Annotated in this window: 17 protein-coding genes and 1 pseudogene; 9 read left to right on the top strand and 9 right to left on the bottom strand. The window is 71.2% G+C overall.

The annotated features are described in order from the left end of the window. Positions 1 to 565 (top strand): hypothetical protein (locus tag DVH02_RS17490; protein ID WP_325051377.1); only part of this gene is annotated, 565 nt, incomplete at its 5' end. A 168-nt stretch (positions 566 to 733) separates the two neighbouring features. After that, positions 734 to 1,258: a large conductance mechanosensitive channel protein MscL gene (gene mscL / locus DVH02_RS17485; protein ID WP_114624743.1), complete on the top strand. Its 525-nt coding sequence runs from the start codon at positions 734 to 736 to the stop codon at positions 1,256 to 1,258. Positions 1,259 to 1,310: 52 nt separating this feature from the next. Here the strand turns inward: mscL and DVH02_RS17480 are convergent, their stop codons facing one another. After that, on the bottom strand, positions 1,311 to 1,493 hold the full coding sequence (locus DVH02_RS17480; RefSeq protein ID WP_114624742.1) for a hypothetical protein: 183 nt from the start codon (positions 1,491 to 1,493) through the stop codon (positions 1,311 to 1,313). A gap of 115 nt (positions 1,494 to 1,608) precedes the next feature. On the opposite strand from DVH02_RS17480, the gene DVH02_RS17475 reads away from it, so the two are divergent. Next, positions 1,609 to 2,640, top strand: coding sequence for a P1 family peptidase (locus tag DVH02_RS17475; protein WP_114624741.1), 1,032 nt, complete (start codon positions 1,609 to 1,611; stop codon positions 2,638 to 2,640). A gap of 146 nt (positions 2,641 to 2,786) precedes the next feature. Then, a complete protein-coding gene (locus DVH02_RS17470) occupies positions 2,787 to 3,674 on the top strand; it encodes a DUF6227 family protein (protein WP_114624740.1) in 888 nt (295 codons plus the stop codon). 70 nt (positions 3,675 to 3,744) lie between these two features. Here DVH02_RS17470 and DVH02_RS17465 read toward each other — a convergent pair whose 3' ends face one another. From DVH02_RS17465 to DVH02_RS17455, 3 genes are all read right to left on the bottom strand, one after another. Further along, a complete protein-coding gene (locus DVH02_RS17465) occupies positions 3,745 to 5,877 on the bottom strand; it encodes a PTS fructose transporter subunit IIABC (RefSeq protein ID WP_114624739.1) in 2,133 nt (710 codons plus the stop codon). A gap of 112 nt (positions 5,878 to 5,989) precedes the next feature. Beyond that, the gene (locus DVH02_RS17460; protein WP_114624738.1) at positions 5,990 to 7,102 is read right to left on the bottom strand and encodes a 1-phosphofructokinase family hexose kinase; all 1,113 of its coding nucleotides are present in this window, start codon (positions 7,100 to 7,102) and stop codon (positions 5,990 to 5,992) included. Positions 7,103 to 7,113: 11 nt separating this feature from the next. Continuing rightward, positions 7,114 to 7,875 carry a DeoR/GlpR family DNA-binding transcription regulator gene (locus tag DVH02_RS17455; RefSeq protein WP_114624737.1) on the bottom strand — a complete coding sequence of 254 codons (762 nt, stop codon included), beginning with the start codon at positions 7,873 to 7,875 and terminating at the stop codon, positions 7,114 to 7,116. Positions 7,876 to 8,109: 234 nt separating this feature from the next. On the opposite strand from DVH02_RS17455, the gene DVH02_RS17450 reads away from it, so the two are divergent. Continuing rightward, positions 8,110 to 8,409 (top strand): hypothetical protein, encoded by a 300-nt coding sequence (locus DVH02_RS17450; RefSeq protein WP_114624736.1) that lies wholly within the window; start codon positions 8,110 to 8,112, stop codon positions 8,407 to 8,409. Between the two features lie 132 nt (positions 8,410 to 8,541). Here the strand turns inward: DVH02_RS17450 and DVH02_RS17445 are convergent, their stop codons facing one another. After that, entirely contained in the window at positions 8,542 to 10,167 is a 1,626-nt protein-coding gene (locus DVH02_RS17445) for an MFS transporter (protein WP_114624735.1), read from the bottom strand. Between the two features lie 295 nt (positions 10,168 to 10,462). Between DVH02_RS17445 and DVH02_RS17435 the strand changes: the two genes are divergently transcribed. Then, positions 10,463 to 11,509, top strand: a complete 1,047-nt coding sequence (locus tag DVH02_RS17435; RefSeq protein WP_114624733.1) for a helix-turn-helix transcriptional regulator — start codon at positions 10,463 to 10,465, stop codon at positions 11,507 to 11,509. A gap of 124 nt (positions 11,510 to 11,633) precedes the next feature. Here DVH02_RS17435 and DVH02_RS17430 read toward each other — a convergent pair whose 3' ends face one another. Continuing rightward, positions 11,634 to 12,641: a sigma-70 family RNA polymerase sigma factor gene (locus DVH02_RS17430; RefSeq protein WP_114624732.1), complete on the bottom strand. Its 1,008-nt coding sequence runs from the start codon at positions 12,639 to 12,641 to the stop codon at positions 11,634 to 11,636. 147 nt (positions 12,642 to 12,788) lie between these two features. On the opposite strand from DVH02_RS17430, the gene DVH02_RS17425 reads away from it, so the two are divergent. Beyond that, positions 12,789 to 13,337 carry a GNAT family N-acetyltransferase gene (locus DVH02_RS17425; RefSeq protein ID WP_114624731.1) on the top strand — a complete coding sequence of 183 codons (549 nt, stop codon included), beginning with the start codon at positions 12,789 to 12,791 and terminating at the stop codon, positions 13,335 to 13,337. Between the two features lie 3 nt (positions 13,338 to 13,340). On the opposite strand, the gene DVH02_RS17420 is transcribed toward DVH02_RS17425, so the two are convergent. Next, the gene (locus DVH02_RS17420; RefSeq protein ID WP_114624730.1) at positions 13,341 to 14,123 is read right to left on the bottom strand and encodes a dioxygenase family protein; all 783 of its coding nucleotides are present in this window, start codon (positions 14,121 to 14,123) and stop codon (positions 13,341 to 13,343) included. 106 nt (positions 14,124 to 14,229) lie between these two features. On the opposite strand from DVH02_RS17420, the pseudogene DVH02_RS17415 reads away from it, so the two are divergent. Further along, positions 14,230 to 14,754: pseudogene (locus DVH02_RS17415) on the top strand (MarR family winged helix-turn-helix transcriptional regulator); the annotation flags it as partial. A 335-nt stretch (positions 14,755 to 15,089) separates the two neighbouring features. On the opposite strand, the gene DVH02_RS17410 reads toward DVH02_RS17415, so the two are convergent. Both DVH02_RS17410 and DVH02_RS17405 read right to left on the bottom strand, forming a co-directional pair. Further along, on the bottom strand, positions 15,090 to 16,631 hold the full coding sequence (locus DVH02_RS17410; protein ID WP_114624729.1) for an MFS transporter: 1,542 nt from the start codon (positions 16,629 to 16,631) through the stop codon (positions 15,090 to 15,092). A 116-nt stretch (positions 16,632 to 16,747) separates the two neighbouring features. After that, entirely contained in the window at positions 16,748 to 17,434 is a 687-nt protein-coding gene (locus DVH02_RS17405; protein WP_233518284.1) for a TetR/AcrR family transcriptional regulator, read from the bottom strand. 306 nt (positions 17,435 to 17,740) lie between these two features. Between DVH02_RS17405 and DVH02_RS17400 the strand changes: the two genes are divergently transcribed. Continuing rightward, positions 17,741 to 18,811 (top strand): M6 family metalloprotease domain-containing protein (locus DVH02_RS17400; RefSeq protein ID WP_233518283.1); only part of this gene is annotated, 1,071 nt, incomplete at its 3' end.

Genomic DNA, 18,811 nt, shown 5'->3' with positions numbered 1-18,811 from the left:
GCCCCCGTTTCCCTCGTTTCCGCCCCTTCCCCCGCCTGCCGCGCCGGAGCCGCTCGGGGTGCCGCATTTCGGCCCGCTGCGGGTGCGCGGATCCAAGCGGCGGCTGCGTCGGGCACTGCTCAGGCGGCGACGCGCGACGGCGGCGGGACTGGCGATGACCGCGGCGGCGCTGGCCGCCACCGGAGCGGGCGGCGCGATCGGTGCGGCCGGGGCCGGTGACGACACCCGGGCGGGGACCGCCGCGGGAGCCGCGCCGACCGGTCCACCGGCCGGCGCCCGCCGGGCGCAGCGCCCCGCGGGCATGGTGTCCGCCCCCGTACGCATCGCGGACGCGGCGACGGTACGGCTGCTGCGCCGCGGAGACCGGGTCGATGTCATCGCGGGCGTGGGCGCGGAGGCCGAGGCGCGCGTGGTGGCCGCGTGCGCGCGTGTGGACGAGATCCCCGGGGCCCTGGAATCCGTCCCCGAGGCCGGGGCGCTGATCGTGCTGTCCGTGCCGCGCGACACAGCCGCCGCCCTGGCGGCCGCGAGCGCCACAACACGGCTGGCGGTGACGGTGTGTTGAGCGGATCCGCCCACGGGCGGACCGTGCTGGGCATGATCAGGTTTCTTCGAACTGGCGCTCTATGGCATCGCCTGATCGCGTACACGGATTGGACAGCGTGGGGACACGCTGCCGTAGGTTGCGCAGCGGATTGTCATTCGTACGGCACATGTGAAGAAAGGCTCACTCGTGAGCAAGGAGAAGGAGAGCGTGCTGGCGGGCTTCAAAGCCTTCCTGATGCGCGGCAACGTGATCGACCTCGCGGTCGCGGTTGTCATCGGCGCGGCGTTCACCAATGTCGTGAACTCGCTCGTCAAGGGTGTGATCAACCCGCTGGTCGGCGCCTTCGGAACGCAGGACCTGAATCAGTACAGCTCGTGTCTCAAGGCGCCGTGCGTGACGAAGGACGGCGAGGTGGTCGAGGGCATCCCGATCATGTGGGGAACGGTGCTGAGCGCCGTCCTCACGTTCGTGATCACCGCGGCCGTCGTCTACTTCCTGATGGTCCTGCCGATGTCCAAGTACCTGGCCAGGCGGGCCAGGCTCCAGGCCGCCAAGGACGAGGTGCAGGAGGTCATGGAGGTCAGCGAGCTGGAGGTCCTGAAGGAGATCAGGGACACCCTGGTGGCTCAGCGAAGCGCGCCCGTACCGGGCCAGAGCGGCTCCGGACAGAGCGGCTCCGGACAGAACGGCCCGGCTCCGAGCGCGTCCTGATCCCGGGCCCCGCTCGGCGGCCCGGTGGACGGTTCGCCGGGTGGCGGTGGGGTCAGATGTGGTGGGGCGGCTTCTCGTCGAGGAAGCGGGCGAGATCGCCGACGCTGTCGCCGATGGCGTCGGGGCGTTCTCCCCAGCCACGGTCCGTGTCGTCCGAGGACGGTTCGTCCAGTGGGTCGTCGAAGATCAGCGCCGGACCGGGGCGCGGCGACTGGGGTTCGGGGGCGGTACTCATACCTCCAGGGTACGGGCGGGCACCCCGCGCGCCGATCCGGTCAGGGCCCGCGGCCCCCGACCGAGCCGGGTCCACCGCGCGTGCGACCCGGGTGCGCGTGGTACGGATGGGCGTCATGGCGAGCAATGACGCGTTGACCGATGTGGCGGGAGTGCGGGTCGGGCACGCGCGGGTGCCCGGGGACGGGGCGTTGAGCGGGACCACCGTCGTCCTCGCGCCCGAGGGCGGAGTGGTCGCCGCCGTGGACGTACGGGGCGGCGGGCCGGCGACGCGGGAGACCGACGCCCTCGATCCACGCAACATCGTCCAGCGGATCGAGGCGGTCGTCCTCACGGGCGGCAGCGCGTTCGGGCTGGACTCCGCTTCGGGTGTGATGGCGTGGCTGGAGGAACGCGGGCGCGGGATACGGGTCGGCGCCGATGCGTCGCGGGTCGTGCCGGTGGTTCCGGCCGCGGGAATCTTCGATCTGGGGCGCGGTGGCGACTGGCGGGCCCGGCCGGACGCGGCGACCGGGCGCGCGGCGGTGGAGGCCGCGGCCGGGACCGCGAGCGGGGCGCCGGTCGTGGAGGGCTCGGTGGGCGCGGGGACGGGCGCCGTGGCCGGGCAGCTGAAGGGCGGGGTGGGCACGGCGAGCGCGCTGCTCGAATCCGGGGTGACCGTGGCCGCCCTGGTCGTGGTCAACGCGGTCGGATCGGTCGTCGATCCGCTGACAGGCGTGCTGTACGGGCGCTACTTCGGCGGGCGTCCGGAGTATCCGGCGGCCGAGGTCCACGAGGCAGCGGGCAGGCGTCTGGCCGAGCTGCGCGAGCTGAACGGTCCGGCTCCGCTCAACACCACGCTCGCCGTGGTCGCGACCGACGCCGAGCTGTCCCGGCCCCAGGCGCAGAAGCTCGCGGGCACGGCGCACGACGGCATCGCGCGCGCCGTCCGTCCGGTGCATCTGCTCAGCGACGGCGATACGGTTTTCACGCTGTCGACCGGTCGGCGCCGACTCGACGAACAGGGGCAGTCCGCTCTCAACGAAGTGCTGGCCGCGGGCCCGGACGTGGTGACCAGGGCAATTGTCTCCGCCATATGTGCGGCGGAGGGCGTGGAGGGGCCCGGTGGAACATTTCCTGCGTACCGTGATGTGTATGGGCTCGACTGAGGGGCGTACGGGGCGAGTTGACCGGGGGCGCGAGGGAACTTCATGTACGCCCCCTTCGTTTTCCGAAACTTGGGACGCGATGTCAGCCCTAGGCGCTACGTTATGCAATCACCAAGTGACATGTGGCGACGGCCTGGAGACCCATCTTGAACGATCCCTACGAGACAACCGAGACGCACCTCGAGCGGCTCCTGGGTCGGGCACTCAACTCCTTCGACCTGCCCGACGCAGTGGTCGACCGACTCGACCGTGCGCTGGCGCACGCCAGCTCGCTGTGTTCCGCGCACCACAGTGCGGGGCTGCACCGCGAGACGTACCGGCACACCTATCTCCTCACTGATGGCAGCGCGCTCAGCCTCTGGGAGCTGGTGCACAACACCGGCCGGGACGGCGCGCGGATGCACGAGCTGTACGCGGACGAGTCCGGGGCCCAGCTCGCGGCGGCCCGTCTCTGTCGGCCCGGCAGCCCGGAGGCGCCGAAACTCTCCGCCTTCGACGCCGAGAGCGGGGAGAGCCGGGTCTGCTCGGTCGACCCGGCCGATCCGCAGGCGGTGTCCCCGGCCGGGGAGCCGCCCATGGACGACATCGCGGCCGGGCTGCTCTCGCAGCTGGAGTCGGAGCGCACGGCGGAGATCGATGCCCATCTCGCGCTGCTCCGCGCGCTACGGGCCCTGCCCGCTCCGGCCCCGGCTCCCCGGCACCGGATGTACTCCCCGGACAACTCCCCCGACCACGCCCGTCGGGTGCTGCGCCGGGCGGAGAACGACGACCGGCCGGGCGAGGAGACCGGGCTGCTGCTGAAGACGGCTTTCGCGCATCACATCACGCAGGTCTTCGGCCGGCAGTGCCAGGTCGAGGGCAAGGACGCCGGGTTCATGCTCTACGAGCACGCGTTCCTGCTGATAGACGGCAGCGAGACGAGCCTCTGGGAGGTGGAGCACACGGCGACACAGGACGGCCGGCACATGTGCGAGGTGTACGAGACGGAAAGCGCCGCGCGCGAGGCCATGGAGCTTCGCGCGCAGGTGAGATGAGCGGGGCGGGAGCGCGGTGGGTCGTACGGCCGCCAGGGGTGGACGGCCGTACGACCCGGGACGGACCGGCTCAGGCGGCCACCGGCACCTTGGCCTCCGCCGCGGCCCCGCCTTCGGCGTCGGACGCGGACTCGGCCGCCTGGTCGGGGCGGCCGGTCTTGCGGGCGCCCTTGAGCAGGATGACCAGTGCGGAGCTGACGGCCGTACCCGCCGCGATCGCGACCAGGTAGAGAACGGGGTGGCCGATCAGGGGGATGACGAACACGCCGCCGTGCGGGGCGCGCAGGGTGCACTCGAAGAGCATCGAGAGCGCGCCGGTGACCGCGCCGCCCGCCATGGCCGACGGGATGACCCGTAGCGGGTCGGCCGCGGCGAACGGGATCGCGCCCTCGGTGATGAAGGAGGCGCCGAGGACCCAGGCCGCCTTGCCGTTCTCCCGTTCCGTACGGGTGAACAGCTTGCCCCGCACCGTCGTGGCGAGCGCCATCGCGAGCGGGGGGACCATGCCCGCCGCCATCACGGCGGCCATGACCTTGAGGCTGCCTTCGTTGGGGTTGGCGAGACCGCCGACCGCGAAGGTGTAGGCCACCTTGTTCAGCGGGCCGCCGAGGTCGAAGCACATCATCAGGCCGAGAATGACACCGAGGATGATCGCGTTGGTCCCGGAGAGGCCGGACAGCCAGTCCGTCAGGGCCTTCTGCAGCTCGGCGATCGGCTTGCCGACCACCAGGAACATCAGGAAGCCGACGACGATGGAGGAGATCAGTGGAATCACGACCACCGGCATGATCCCGCGCAACGCCGCGGGCACCCTGGCCCGTTGGATGGCCATCACCGTGCCACCGGCGATCAGACCGGCGGCAAGTCCGCCGAGGAAGCCCGCGTTGATGGTGAGGGCGATGGAGCCGCCGACGAAGCCGGGGACCAGCCCCGGACGGTCGGCCATGCCGTAGGCGATGTAGCCCGCGAGGACCGGCACCAGGAAGCTGAACGCCAGTCCGCCGATCTGGAACAGCAGAGCCGCCCAGCTCATGTGGTCGCCCCAGGCGAAGTGCTCGGCGACGGAGGGGACCTTGTCGACGGTGTAGCCGCCAATGGCGAAGCCGAGGGCGATGAGGAGGCCGCCCGCGGCCACGAAGGGAACCATGTAGCTGACCCCGGACATCAGCCACTTGCGGAGCTTCGTGCCGTAGCCCTCGCCGGGCTCCCCGGCGTCCTCCACCGGCGTGTGGGCGGCTGCGGGGCCGGTCGCCTCGCCGCGTTCGGCCTTGCCGCGCACCTCGGCGATCAGTTCGGCGGGGCGGTTGATGCCGGCCTTGACGCCGACGTCGACGGTGGGCTTGCCCGCGAAGCGTTCCTTCTCCCGTACGGGCACGTCGTGGGCGAAGATCACGGCGTCGGCGGCGGCGATGACGGCCGGGTCGAGCCGGTTGAAGCCGGAGGACCCCTGCGGCTCGACGACCAGCTCGACGCCCGCCTGCTGCCCGGCCTGCTCCAGCGCCTCGGCGGCCATGTAGGTGTGGGCGATGCCGGTGGGGCAGGAGGTGACCGCGACGATCCGGAAGGGCGCTCCGGCGTCCGCCTCGGGCGTCGGCGCGGGCGCCGTCACGGGCGCTGCGGAGTCCGCCGCGGTCTCCGCAGCGCCCTCCGGGGCCGTCTGAGGGCTCTCCCCGCCCTCGGCGCCCGACGGGGCGGCAACGGCCTGCGGAGCCCCCTCCGCGGGCGTCTCCGGGGCCGTCTGTGTCGACGCCCCGGGGGTGGCTTCCTCGCCACGGATCAGCGCGGCCGCCGCCGAGGCGTCCGTCGCCGACCGGAGCGCCGTCGTGAACTCCTCGTTCATCAGCCGACGGGCCAGCGCCGAGAGGATCGTCAGATGCGCGTCGTCCGCCCCGGCGGGCGCGGCGATCAGGAAGATCAGATCCGCGGGGCCGTCGGGAGCGCCGAAGTCGATGCCCCGCGCCGAGCGGCCGAAGGCGAGGGTGGGCTCGCCGACGTGCGCGCTGCGGCAGTGCGGGATGCCGATGCCGCCGTCGAGGCCGGTGGGCATCTGCGCCTCGCGCGCCGCCACATCGGCCAGGAAGCCGTCCAGGTCGGTGACCCGGCCCAGGGTCACCATCCGTTCGGCCAGCGAGCGGGCCGCTGCTTCCTTGGTCTCGGCGGCCAGGTCGAGGTCGACCAGGTCCGCGGTGATCATGTCGCTCATCGCGGGCTCCTTTGCTCGCTTATCGCGCAGGTCAGAGGGGTGATGGGGAGAGTGGGAGAGAACAGAAGAGTGAGAGGGGACGGGGGATGAACGGGGTGCGGCGGACAAGGGCTCATGGGGCGGGCTCCGTGAGAGGGCGGTCCAGCGGTACATCCGCGGTCACCGTGACCGCCGACAGATCGAGGTCCCCCGGCGACGGCATCACGCTGCCGGGCAGCTGTACGGCCGCCGCGCCGTGCGCGACGGCGGACGCGAGCGCCGCCGGGCCCTCGCCGCCCGCCGCCAGGAAGCCGGCGAGCGAGGCATCGCCCGCACCGACATTACTGCGGACCGTGGCGACCGTGGCGGAGCCGAAGTACGTCCCCGCCGCCGAGACCAGCAGCTGGCCGTCCGCCCCGAGGCTGGCGAGAACGGACCCGGCGCCGTACGTCCGCAGCTCCTCCGCCGCCTTGACCGCGTCCCCCACCGTAGTGAGGGGGCGCCCGACGGCCTCGGCCAGTTCCTCGGCGTTCGGCTTGACGACGTCGGGCCGCTCGCGCAGCGCCGCCAGCAGGGAGGGGCCCGAGGTGTCGAGCGCGATCCTCGCCCCGGCCCGGTGGGCGCGGGCGACCAGCTCCGCGTACCACTCCGGGGCGAGGCCGCGCGGCAGGCTGCCGCAGCAGGCGATCCACGTCGGTGCGGACGGCTCGGACTGGTCGGACGACTCGGGCGGCTCGGACTGGTCGGGCGGCTCGGGCTGGTCGGGCTGGTCGGACGGCTCGGCTGCGGTCCCGGAGGCGTCAGCCCCGGAGGCGTCAGCCACGGAGGCGTCAGCCACGGAGGCGTCGCTCCCGCGTGCCGTCGCGTGGATCCGTTCGCGAATCGTCGAGAGCAGCGCCTCCGACTCGGCGGCGGTCAGCTCGGGTCCCGGTGCGTTGATCTTGGTCAGGGTGCCGTCGGGCTCGGCCAGCGCGATGTTGGAACGGGTCGCGCCCGCGACCGGCACCGGTACGACCTCGATGCCCTGCTCCGCGAGCAGCTCCGCGACGAGCGCGCCCGGGGCGCCGCCGAGCGGCAGCACGGCGATCGTGGCCCGGCCGGCCGCCGCGACGGCCCGTGAGACGTTGACGCCCTTGCCGCCCGGGTCCATGCGCTCGGCCGTGGCCCGCAGCACTTCGCCCCGGTCGAGCGCCGGGACCTCGTACGTACGGTCCAGGCTGGGGTTGGGGGTGACGGTGAGGATCATGCGGCGCGCTCCTAGACGCTCAGCACTTCGGTGCCGGCGGCCTCGACCGCCGCGACATCCGAAGGGCCGAGCCCGCTGTCGGTGATGAGCAGATCGACATCGGCGAGCGTGCCGAAGCGCGCGAAGTGCTCCTGGCCGTGCTTGGCCGAGTCGGCGAGCAGCACCACCCGCCGACCGGCGCCGATGAGCGCGCGCTTCACGGCGGCCTCGGCGAGGTCCGGGGTGGTCAGCCCGCCATCGGGAGAGAAACCGTTGGTGCCGAGGAAGACCACATCGGCGTTGATCTCGCCGTACGCCCGCAGCGCCCAGGCGTCGACCGCGGCCCGGGTCCGGTGCCGTACCCGGCCGCCCGCCAGATGCAGATCGATCCCCGGGTGGTCGGCGAGCCGGGCGGCGACGGGCAGCGCGTGCGTGACGACGGTCAGGCCGCATTCGAGCGGCAGGGCCGCCGCGAGCCGGGCCACGGTCGAACCGGCGTCCAGGATCACGCTGCCGTCCACCGGCAGCTCGGCCAGCGCCGCGTGCGCGATCCGGTCCTTCTCGTCGGCCGCGGTGGACTCGCGCTCCGCGAGGTCCGGCTCGAAGTCCAGCCGTCCGGCCGGGATGGCCCCACCGTGCACACGCCGTACGAGCCCGGCCCGGTCCAGGGCCTTGAGGTCACGCCGTACGGTCTCGGCGGTGACCTGGAACTCCTCGGCCAGCGACAGCACATCGACCCGGCCGCTCTCGCGGGCCAGGCGCAGGATCTCCTGCTGACGCTCCGGTGCGTACATGTGGTTTTACGTCCGTTCCGTGCCCGAACCTGTGGTTTCGACGGAAGGCTACGCGCGCATTTCCGTAAAGTAAACAGATACGGACGTAGCGCGGACACAATCGGGCATCGATCGACAGACATTGGCGGAAGAGATCGGCCGATACCGACGGAGAGGGATACGAACCGGAACTGTGTCATCATCGGCGTCAATCCATCCCCGGGGGGGTGTGGAACGGGGAGGGGAGACGGGCCCATGAGCTGGTACACCTTGGTTCCGTGCGCGGTCATGGCGGTGTGCACGGCGGTGGCCGGGACCGCGGCGATCAGGACGGGGTGGCTGTTCCCGTGGCTGCGCGGACGGCTGTTCCGGCCGGTGCTGTTCGGCCGCGGGCTGCTGGTGATGGCGGCGGCCTTCGTCCTCCAGCTGGTCGGCGGCCTGTTCATCGAGGATCCGGACGTCCGGCTGCGGATCGTCGACACACCCGGCATCGCCGGTCTGTTGATCTCCCTGGGCATGATCACCATCGCCCAGGTGCCGGTGCGCGACCGCTGAACCGTCGAACCAGCAGGCCGCACGCCCCCGTCGGGCCCGGACCCAGGTCCTGTCCGGGCGCCCGGAACGCCCGGACAGGAGCTGGGTTTGGGCGTTCGGGGCGTCGTCGGGGCCCGGAACGCCCGGACAGGACTACACGCCGACGCGCTCCGCGCCGCCCCGCTCGTCCGCCGCGCCCTCCTCCACATGCGCCTTCGCCCGCGCCGGTAGCGCGAACATCACCGCGAAGATGACGGCGAGCACCGCCACGACCCACCACAGCGCGTTCCTGAACCCGTCCGAGAAGGCCGCGCCGACCATCCCCTGCCCGCCTGCGACCGGCCCCGCCAGGCGGTCGTCGACCACGCCGAAGAACACCACGGACACCAGCCCGAGCCCGAGCGCGTTGCCCATCTGCTGCACCGTGTTGATCAGCCCGGACGCCGAACCCGAGTGCTCGCGGGGCACCCCGGAGAGGACCGCGTCCGTCAGCGGGGCCACGATCAGGCCCATCCCGAGGCCCATGACCGTCAGCGGCAGGATCATCTGCCAGGAGTGGATCTCCAGGCCGTACCGTCCGGCCTCCCAGATGTAGAGCAGCAGCCCCACGATCATCATGAGCGCGCCCGCCTGCAACACCTTCCTGCCGAACCGCGGTACGAGTTTCTGTACGGAGAGACCGGCGGCGACCGACACCCCGAGCGAGAACGGCACCCCGGTCAACCCCGCGCGCAGCGGGCTCCAGCCGAGCCCCAGCTGCATATAGAGCGTCCAGACCAGGAAGAAGATGCCGAGCGCTATGCCGAACGTGAGCTGAACAGCGATACCGGCCGCGAAACTCTTGACCCGGAACAGCGACAGCTCGATCAGCGGTGAGCCGTCCCTGAGCGCCTTCCCGCGCTCGTACACCACCAGGACGCCCAGCACCGCGACACCCGCGACCATGCACACGTGGCCCCACAGCGGCCAGCCCAGCTCCCGGCCCCGGGTGAGCGGATAGATCAGCATCAGCAGCGCCGCCGTCACGAGCGCCACACCGACCAGGTCGAGCCGGAGCGCCTTGGGCGCGCGGGACTCGGTGATGAACCTGCGGCCGAGCAGCACGCCCGCCACGCCGACCGGCAGGTTGATGAGGAAGATCGGACGCCATTCGAGGCCGAAGAGGTTCCACTGCGTGAGCAGCGCGCCGAGCAGCGGGCCCGACACGGCGCCCAGACCGACGATCGCGCCGAACATCCCGAAGACCTTGCCGCGTTCGTGTGCCGGGAAGGTGACATGGATGATCGCCAGCACCTGCGGCACCATCATCGCGGCCATCGCGCCCTGGAGCAGCCGGGATCCGACGAGCATCTCGGAGTTGACCGCGAAACCGCACAGGGCCGAGGCGATCGTGAAGCCGGTTATTCCGATCAGGAACAGCCGCTTACGGCCGTAGATATCACCGAGTCGGCCACCAGTGATCAGCCCTGCGGCGAACGCGAGCGCGTACCCGGCGGTGATCCACTGGATCGCCCCGAACGAGGCTCCCAGATCCCGCTCCATGCTCGGGACGGCGATATTGACGATGGTGACGTCGACGAGATCCATGAAGGCGGCCGTCATGACGACGGCCAGCGCCAGCCAGCGCCGCCGGTCACCGGCGGGCTCGGACGAGGGACCGACGGCCTCGGACGAGGGAGCGGAGGGCAGAGGAGCGGCGGACGCGGGAGCGGCGGACGGCGCGGAGAGCGGGGAGGGCTCGGGGGCCGGTGCCCCCGAGGACGTGATGGATGAACTCATACGGCAGAAGCTAGGTGGCTTCTAGGCCACTATGTGTCCTAGATACGGCGCACCATGAACGCGTGACCGAACTCACCGGCGAACCCACCCACACGTTCACGAGCGCACTCCTGGCCGAACCGGCTGCCGAATGCGCTGCCGTACCCATGCCGGAACCCGTACCCATGGCGGAACCCGTACCCATGGCGGAACCCGTACCCATGGCGGAACCCGTACCCATGGCGGAACCCATACCCATGGCAGGGCCCATGACAGAGCCCATGAGGGAACCCACGACCGAGTCCCCCGCGCACTCATGACCGACACCCCTGCCCGGCTGCTCAGCCTGCTCTCGCTCCTCCAGACGCCGCGCGAGTGGCCCGGCAGCGAACTGGCCGGACGCCTCGGTGTCAGCCCGCGCACGATCCGCCGCGACATCGACCGGCTGCGCGCCCTGGGCTACCCGGTCGAGGCGGCGATGGGCGCGGCGGGCGGCTACCGGCTGGTCGCGGGCGCGGCGATGCCGCCGCTGCTGCTGGACGACGAGGAGGCCGTGGCCATCGCCGTCGGGTTGCGGGCCGGCGCGGGCCACGCCATCGAGGGCGTGGACGAGGCCTCCGTACGGGCTCTCACCAAGCTGGAGCAGGTGCTGCCGTCCCGGCTGCGGCACCGGGTGGCGACACTGCAGGCCGCGACGGCGCCGCTGGCCCGCGGCGACGGCGCGACCGTCGATCCGCGCACCCTCACGGTGATGGCCTCCGCCGTCACGGGCCTGGAGCGGCTGCGCTTCGGCTACCGCTCGGGGGACGGTACGGAGACGAAACGGCAGGTCGAGCCGTACCGCCTCGTCTCCACCGGCCGACGCTGGTACCTGGTCGCGTACGACCTCGGACGGGCCGACTGGCGTACGTTCCGGGTCGACCGGGTCAGCGATCCGTTCGCCACCGGGGCCCGGTTCACCCCGCGCGAGCTGCCCAGCGGTGAGGACGCGACGGAGTATCTGAGCCGGTCCATCGCGGGGATGAGGCCCGCGCCGGCGGCGCTGGAGCTGGACGTGACCTTCCTGGCGCCGGTGGAGTTCGTGGTGGCCCGGCTGCCGGGCCATCTCGGAGCGCCCGAGGCGACGGGCCAGGACACGTGCCGACTGCGCGGCACGGTGACCGACTCGCTGGAGTGGCTCGCGCTACGGCTGGCGCTGGTGGACTGCGCGTTCACCGTCCACGGGCCGCGGTCGCTGACCGACCATCTGCGTGAGCTGGGGGCGCGGCTGACTCAGGCGGCGAACCCGGCGGCCCCAACGCCCCCGGTGACCTCAGCGCCCCCGGCCGCCCCAACGCCCCCGGCTGCCCCGGGACAGAGGTGAGCCCCGGCACCTGGGGGGGGTTGGTGCCGGGGCTCGTCTTCGGCGGCCGACGCGTCGGCCGTCCCGTACCGCTCTTTCGAGCGGTACGAGTCAGGGCAGACACTACGGCCACAGAACGGTGGCGTCACGCCGCCGCGTCGAAACCTGTGTCCCTGGCCATCTTTTTCAGCTCGATCAGAGCATGCTTCTCGATCTGCCGGATCCGCTCACGCGTCAGGCCGTGCTGCTTGCCGACCTCGGTCAGCGTGCGTTCGCGGCCGTCGTCGATGCCGTAGCGCATCTTGATGATCGAGGCGGTGCGCTGGTCGAGCCTGCCGATCAGGTCCTCCAGCTCCTCACTGCGCAGCAGCGTGAGGACCGACTGCTCGGGCGAGACGGCCGAGGTGTCCTCCAGCAGGTCGCCGAATTGTGTGTCCCCGTCGTCGTCCACCGACATGTTCAGGCTGACCGGGTCACGGGCCCAGTCCAGTACGTCGGTGACGCGCGCCGCGTTGGAGTCCAGCTCGGCGGCCACCTCGGCGGGCTCGGGGTCGCGTCCGTGCTCGCGGTTGAACTCGCGCTGCACACGGCGGATCCGGCCCAGCTCCTCCACCAGGTGGACGGGGAGCCGGATCGTACGGGACTGGTCCGCTATGGAGCGTGTGATGGCCTGACGGATCCACCAGGTCGCGTACGTGGAGAACTTGAAGCCCTTGGCATAGTCGAACTTCTCCACCGCGCGCACCAAGCCCGCGTTCCCCTCCTGGATCAGGTCCAGCAGGGGCAGGCCGCTGCGCGGGTAGCGGCGGGCGACGGCCACCACGAGGCGCAGGTTGGACCGGATGAACACGTCCTTCGCGCGCTCACCCGCCGCGTACAGCGCCTCCAGCTCCTCGGGCGAGGCGCCTGCGGCCCCGCTCTCGACCTCGCCGTCGAGTATCTTCCGGGCGTAGACACCCGCTTCGATGGTCTGGGACAGCTCGACTTCCTTGGCGGCGTCGAGCAGCGGTGTGCGCGCGATTTCATCGAGGTACATGCCGACCAGGTCGCGGTCGGCGATCTCCCCGCCTACAGCGCGAACACTGCTTGCCGCTTTCGTCCCACCGGTGCTGGAGGCGGTGGTGGAACGACGGGCGACGGCACGGGTTGCCATGCGAGCTCCCTTACTGAGTAGGTCGCGACACCCTCCCGGGTGCCCTGCATCCGTTGGAAACAACGACTGGAATCCGGACAGAATTCCCATGCGGTGCGGGGATTTTCTGATCATGCAGTACCCTGTGCCGCGATCCGGGGAGGACAGATGTCGTACGTATGTACAGAAGTGCTGGTCAGGGCCGGAACGGAGGCTGACCTCGGGCCCCTGACGGACCTCTACAATCACTACGTCCGAGAGACTGCCATCACTTTCGACACCGTGGCGTTCACCCCCGAACAGCGGCTTCCATGGCTGCGTTCTCACCCAAAAGACGGCCCGTACCGGCTTTTGGTTGCTCAGGATGTCCCGTCTGCCCGCATTCTCGGGTACGCGACCAGCAGCCCCTTCCGGCCCAAGCCGGCGTACTCGACCTCGGTCGAGATGTCCGTCTACTGCGCGCCGCAGGCGGGGCGGCGCGGGATCGGCACCGCGCTCTACCAGGCGCTCTTCGAGGCGCTCGCGGGCGAGGACGTCCATCGCGCGTACGCGGGCGTCACGCGGCCCAACGAGGCGTCGGACCGGCTGCACGCCAGGTTCGGCTTCCGTCATCTGGGGACGTACGAGGAGGTCGGGCGGAAGTTCGGCACGTACTGGGACGTGGCCTGGTACGAGAAGCGCCTCGACGAGAGCGGTCGGAGCGGCGAGCCCGGCTGAAGCTCAGCCGAACTGCACGGACCTCTTCGCCAGCCCCATCCAGAACCCGTCGATCACGCTCCGGCCGCTGTCCAGCTCGCCCTCCGAGGCGCCGAGCGTGACGAAGAGCGGCGCGAAGTGCTCCGTACGCGGATGGGCCAGCCGGCCCGCGGGCGCCTTGTGCTCGAAGTCGAGCAGCGCGTCCACGTCCTGGGCCAGCAGCGCCCGGGTCCCCCAGTCGTCGAACTCCGCCGACCAGCCCGGCACCCCGCCGCCGGTGTGGCGCAGCGCGGCGAGGTTGTGGGTGAAGAACCCGCTGCCGACGATCAGCACGCCCTCGTCCCGCAGCGGCGCCAGCTTGCGCCCGATCTCCAGCAGCTTCCGGGGTTCGAGTGTGGGCAGCGAGATCTGGAGGACCGGAATGTCGGCGTCCGGATACATCTCCACGAGGGGGACGTACGCGCCGTGGTCGAGCCCCCGGTCCGGCACGTCCTGCACGGGCGTTCCCGCGCCGCGCAGCAGCTTGCGTACGGATTCGGCGAGCGCGGGGGCGCCGGGAGCGCCGTACCGCACCTGGTAGTAGTGCTCGGGAAAGCCCCAGAAGTCGTAGACGAGCGGTACGGGGTCGGTGGCGCCGAGCGCGAGCGGGGCCTCTTCCCAGTGCGCGGAGACCATCAGGATCGCCGTGGGGCGCGGCAGCGTCGCGGACCAGGCTGCCAGCTCGGCGGGCCAGAGCGGGTCGTCGGCGAGCGGCGGGGCGCCGTGGGAGAGGTAGAGGGCCGGCATGCGCTCCGCGACACCACTCATGACAACTCCCGGTCCGGCAGTACCCGTGCTTGAAACCTCAAGCACTCAATGGCACCGAGCTTACGCCAATCTATTTTAAGATTCAAGAATGAGTAGAGTGGTCTCCATGACCACGGCAACCACCGACAGCGACGGCGCTGCGGACAGCAACGACGGCAGCGGTGGCGACAGCACACCACGCTGGCTCAGCGACGAGGAACAGCGCGTCTGGCGGACCTACCTGGAAGCCACCACACTGCTGGAGGACCACCTCGACCGCCAGCTCCAGCGCGACGCCGGGATGCCGCACATCTACTACGCGCTGCTCGTGCGGCTGGCGCAGGCGCCCAGGCGGCGGCAGCGGATGACCCAGCTGGCCATGGATGTCAAGATCACCAGGTCCCGGCTCTCGCACGCGATCGCCCGGCTCGAACAGTACGGCTGGGTACGGCGCGAGGACTGCGACTCCGACAAGCGGGGCCAGAACGCCTTCCTCACGGACGAGGGCAACGAGGTGCTGAAGCGGTCCGCGCCGGGCCATGTTTCCGCCGTACGGCAGGCGATCTTCGACCGGCTCTCCCCGGAACAGGTCGAACAGCTCGGGGAGATCATGCGGGTGATGGCCGAGGGGCTCCAGCCGGAGGGCACGGGGCAGATCCGGTGTTGCGTACGTGCGTCGCGCGGACGCGTTCCGTCCGGTGCTGCGGACGTGCGTCGCGCGGACGCGTTCCGCCCAGTGCTGCGGACGTGCGTCCCACGGACGCGTTCCGTCCAGTGCTGCGGACGTGCGTCCCACGGACGCGTTCCGTCCAGTGCTGCGGACGTGCGTCCCACGGACGCGTTCCGCCCGGTGCTGCGGACGTGCGTCCCACGGACGCGTTCCGTCCGTCCGCCCCTTCCCGTCCCGACCGTGGGGAGGAAGGGGGGTACGGACAACCCCAGTGGTCTCTCCGCCCGGCCGTGTACCGGCCGGGCGGACAGCCGTCGTCAGTGCATCGCCACCGGGATCTGGACCTCGTCCTCCGCGCCCGTGCCGGCACCGCCGGAGGCGGACGGCGAGGTACCGGGACGGCCCGTGTTGATGAAGGTCAGCGCGATCGTCGCGGAGACGACCAGGATGCCGACCGCCCACCAGATGGCGCTGGAGAAGCCTGCGACCAGCGCCTGGAGCTGAAGCAGCTGCGGGTCACGCGCGCTCGCGGCGTGCGAGGCGATGTACGACGTCGTCGCGGAGGCCGCGATCGTGTTGAGCAGAGCGGTGCCGATCGCGCCGCCCACCTGCTGCGAGGTGTTCACCATCGCCGAGGCGACACCCGCGTCACGCGGCTCGATGCCGTGCGTGGCGAGCGACATGGCCGGCATGAACGCCGTACCCATACCGAGGCCGAGCAGCAGCTCCGCCGGCAGGATGAGCCCTGTGTACGAGGAGCCGATCTCCAGCTGCGTCAGCAGCAGCATGCCGACGGCCGCGAGCAGGAAGCCGGGGCCCATCAGCAGCCGCGGCGGGACCCGGGTCATCAGCCGGGCGCCGATCTGGGTCGAGCCCGTGACCATGCCGACGATCATCGGCATGAAGGCGAAGCCCGTCTTGACCGGCGAGTACCCCTCCACGACCTGCAGGTAGTACGTGAGGAAGAGGAAGAGGCCGAACATTCCGATGATGGCGAGGCCCAGCGAGAGGTAGACACCGGCACGATTCCGGTTGGTCACCACGCGCAGCGGCAACAGCGGGGCCTTGACCCTCGACTCGACGAAGGCGAACAGGCCCAGCAGGATCACGGCGGCGGCGAAGAGCGAGATCGTCGTGGAGTCGCCCCATCCGTCGGACTCGGCACGCGTGAAGCCGTACACCAGCGAGACCAGGCCCAGCGTCGACAGGAAGACTCCGGGGATGTCCAGCGCGGAACGGTTGCGTCCGCCCGCGGGCTCGCGGATCACGAAGTACGCGCCCAGCGCGGCCACGATGGCGAACGGGATGTTGACGTAGAACGTCCAGCGCCAGTCCAGGTACTCGGTGAGGAAGCCGCCGAGGATCAGGCCCACGGCGCCACCGCCACCGGCGATCGCACCGAAGATGCCGAACGCCTTGGCCCGCTCCTTGGGGCTGGTGAAGGTCACCGCGAGCAGCGACAGGGCGGCGGGCGCGAGCAGCGCGCCGAAGACGCCCTGGAGCGCGCGGGCCCCGAGCAGCATGGCCTCACCGCCCGCGGCGCCGCCGATGGCGGACGCGGCGGCGAAGCCGATCAGGCCGGTGACGAAGGTGCGCTTACGGCCCCACAGGTCGGCGATCCGTCCGCCGAAGAGCAGCAGGCCACCAAAGGCGAGCGCGTAGGCCGTGATGACCCACTGCTTGTTGCCGTCGGATATGCCCAGGTCCTGCTGGGCGGAGGGCAGGGCGATGTTCACGATGGTCGCGTCGAGCACGACCATCAGCTGGGCGAGGGCGATGAACACCAACGCCTTCCAGCGGTTCGGATCGGGAAGAGCCGCCCCCGTCTCGGGGCGCTCCTTCTCGGCTGTTTGTGCCATGGGGGTATCCACCTATTGGTGCAGAAGGACGGAAAAGTACGTAAGTACAGGCGACGCTGCGGGACTTACGGAGTCATTGCCGGGCTATTGCCGGGTGATGAAGTCATGGAGGCGCGTCACGGGGCGGCGCGGCGCAGTTCCTCCAGGGTGGCGGCGGAGCCGGGCAGAACGGACCGCGCCGGAGCCGCCAAGCCGTCGAGGAACAGCTGGAGGTGCCGGTGGGTGAAGCGGTCCAGGTTCAGGCAGCCGGTGTCGGGCAGCTGACGGGTGAGCTGGGACAGCACCATCATCAGGTCGCCCGCGGCGACATCACCGCGCAGCCGCCCGGCGGCCCTGGCCCGCTCCATCAGCCCCTCGACGAGACCTTCGAGGCGCTCGCGCTGCGCGTCCAGATCGGGGCAGTCCCGGTCGAACGCGTCGGAGAGCATCGGGCAGAGCGCCCCGATCCGCTCGTCGGCCGCGATGTGCACGAAGCGGCACAGCGCGGCGAACGGATCGGGGTGCTCGGCGGCCGACTCCTCGACGGCGATCCGCTCCGCGCAGTCCGCCACGCGGGCCATCACGGAGAGCACGACGTCGTGGACGAGGGCGTACCGGTCGGGGAAGTGCCGGTACAGCGTGGCGTTGCCGATCCCGGCGCGGCGGGCGATCTCGTCGAGCGGGGCTTCGGAGCCGTACTCCACGAACATCTCCCGGGCCGCCGTCACGATCCGCTCCCGGTTGCGCAGCGCGTCTGCACGCGGACGCGGGCGCGGAGCGCGTCGCGTCGGTGCGCATGCGGGGGCACTGGCAGGGGCGGTCACGGCGGGCCTTCTTCCGGTCGGGCGGTCTGTCGGCAGATCTGCGGGCCTGTAGGGGTTCGTCGGGCGGAACCCCGGCTCTAAGCGGGGAAGCGTTCCCCGCTTGCGCGGACACAGATGCAAACGGGGACGGCGCCCCCGGTTATTTCACGACCGCATGTGACCTGACTCACAAGGGTGAATTGCCCGGAAAAACCAGGAAAACCCACGATCGGCGCACCCAACGGGCGCCGACACGCCGAGCGACGGAGGGTGAGCGAACGGAGCGCAGTCAGAACCGTCGACTGCCGCGCGACCGAAGGCGGCCGAATGCAGCAGAGGCGACGGATAGGCCGAGCCGGCGAGGGAGCCGGATTCAGGTGGCACACCGCATTCAAGTGGACCAGAAGAAACGGCGCCCACGGCGCCATCGGTCATGGTGACAGCGTTCGTGGCGCCACCGGCCGTGACGACACCGGCCGTGAAGACACCGCTCGTGATGGCACCCGCCGTGGTGACACCGACGCTCGCGGCGCCTGCGGATCGCACGGCCCGCGCGGATCGCGCAGGCTCGGCGCGCTCGCCGGCCTCACGGCGCTCGCGCTCGCCGCCCTGACCTCGGCGAGCGGCACCCTGTCGGCCCCCACCCGCGCGACGGCAGGACCCGGAAGCGCCGCGGGATCGGCGCTCGGACCGTGCCGTATCGCCTCGGGGGTCACCGTACAGATGTCGGAGGGGCTGCCCACCCCGGCCGGCTACTCCCGCTCGACCGGCCGGATCCGGGCCCTCAACCTCATGATCGACTTTCCGGACGCGCCGGGCCCCGGCAAGGCCAAGGACCGGCTCGCCGAGTTCTTCCCGCAGACGTCCGACTGGTTCAGGACCAGCTCCTACGGGCGGCTCGACTACCACGCCGAAGCCCCGGTCAGGGACTGGCTGCGGATGCCGATGCCGTTCTCGGAGTACGGCATCGAGCGCGGCTCCCCCTACGAACCTGGCTACCGTCGGCTCGTCGAGGACATCGTGACGGCCGCCGACACGGACGTGGACTTCAGCGCATACGACCTGGTCAACATCCTGGTCACACCGAACGCGGGCCCCTCGGCGCTGGACACCGTCCTGTCCGTCACCTTCTCCGGCAACGCGGACGCCCCGCACGCGGACGGCGTCCCGCTCTCCAACACCTCGTTCGTCTACAGCCGCCAGGACGACGGCTCGGGTTCGTACGCGGAGACGGGCTACCGGGTGCTGCCGCACGAGAACGGCCATGTCTTCGGCCTCCCCGACCTCTACACGGCGGAGGGCGGCGGCGCGGTCGGGCACTGGGACATCATGTCCGAGGACTGGGGCGCCAACAACGATCTGCTGGGCTGGCACAAGTGGAAGCTCGGCTGGCTCGAC

The sequence above is a fragment of the Streptomyces corynorhini genome (genome assembly GCF_003346515.1).
GTDB lineage: Bacteria > Actinomycetota > Actinomycetes > Streptomycetales > Streptomycetaceae > Streptomyces > Streptomyces corynorhini.
The sequence above is the reverse complement of the archived record's forward strand: the minus strand, read 5'-3'. Positions and strand labels throughout refer to the sequence as shown.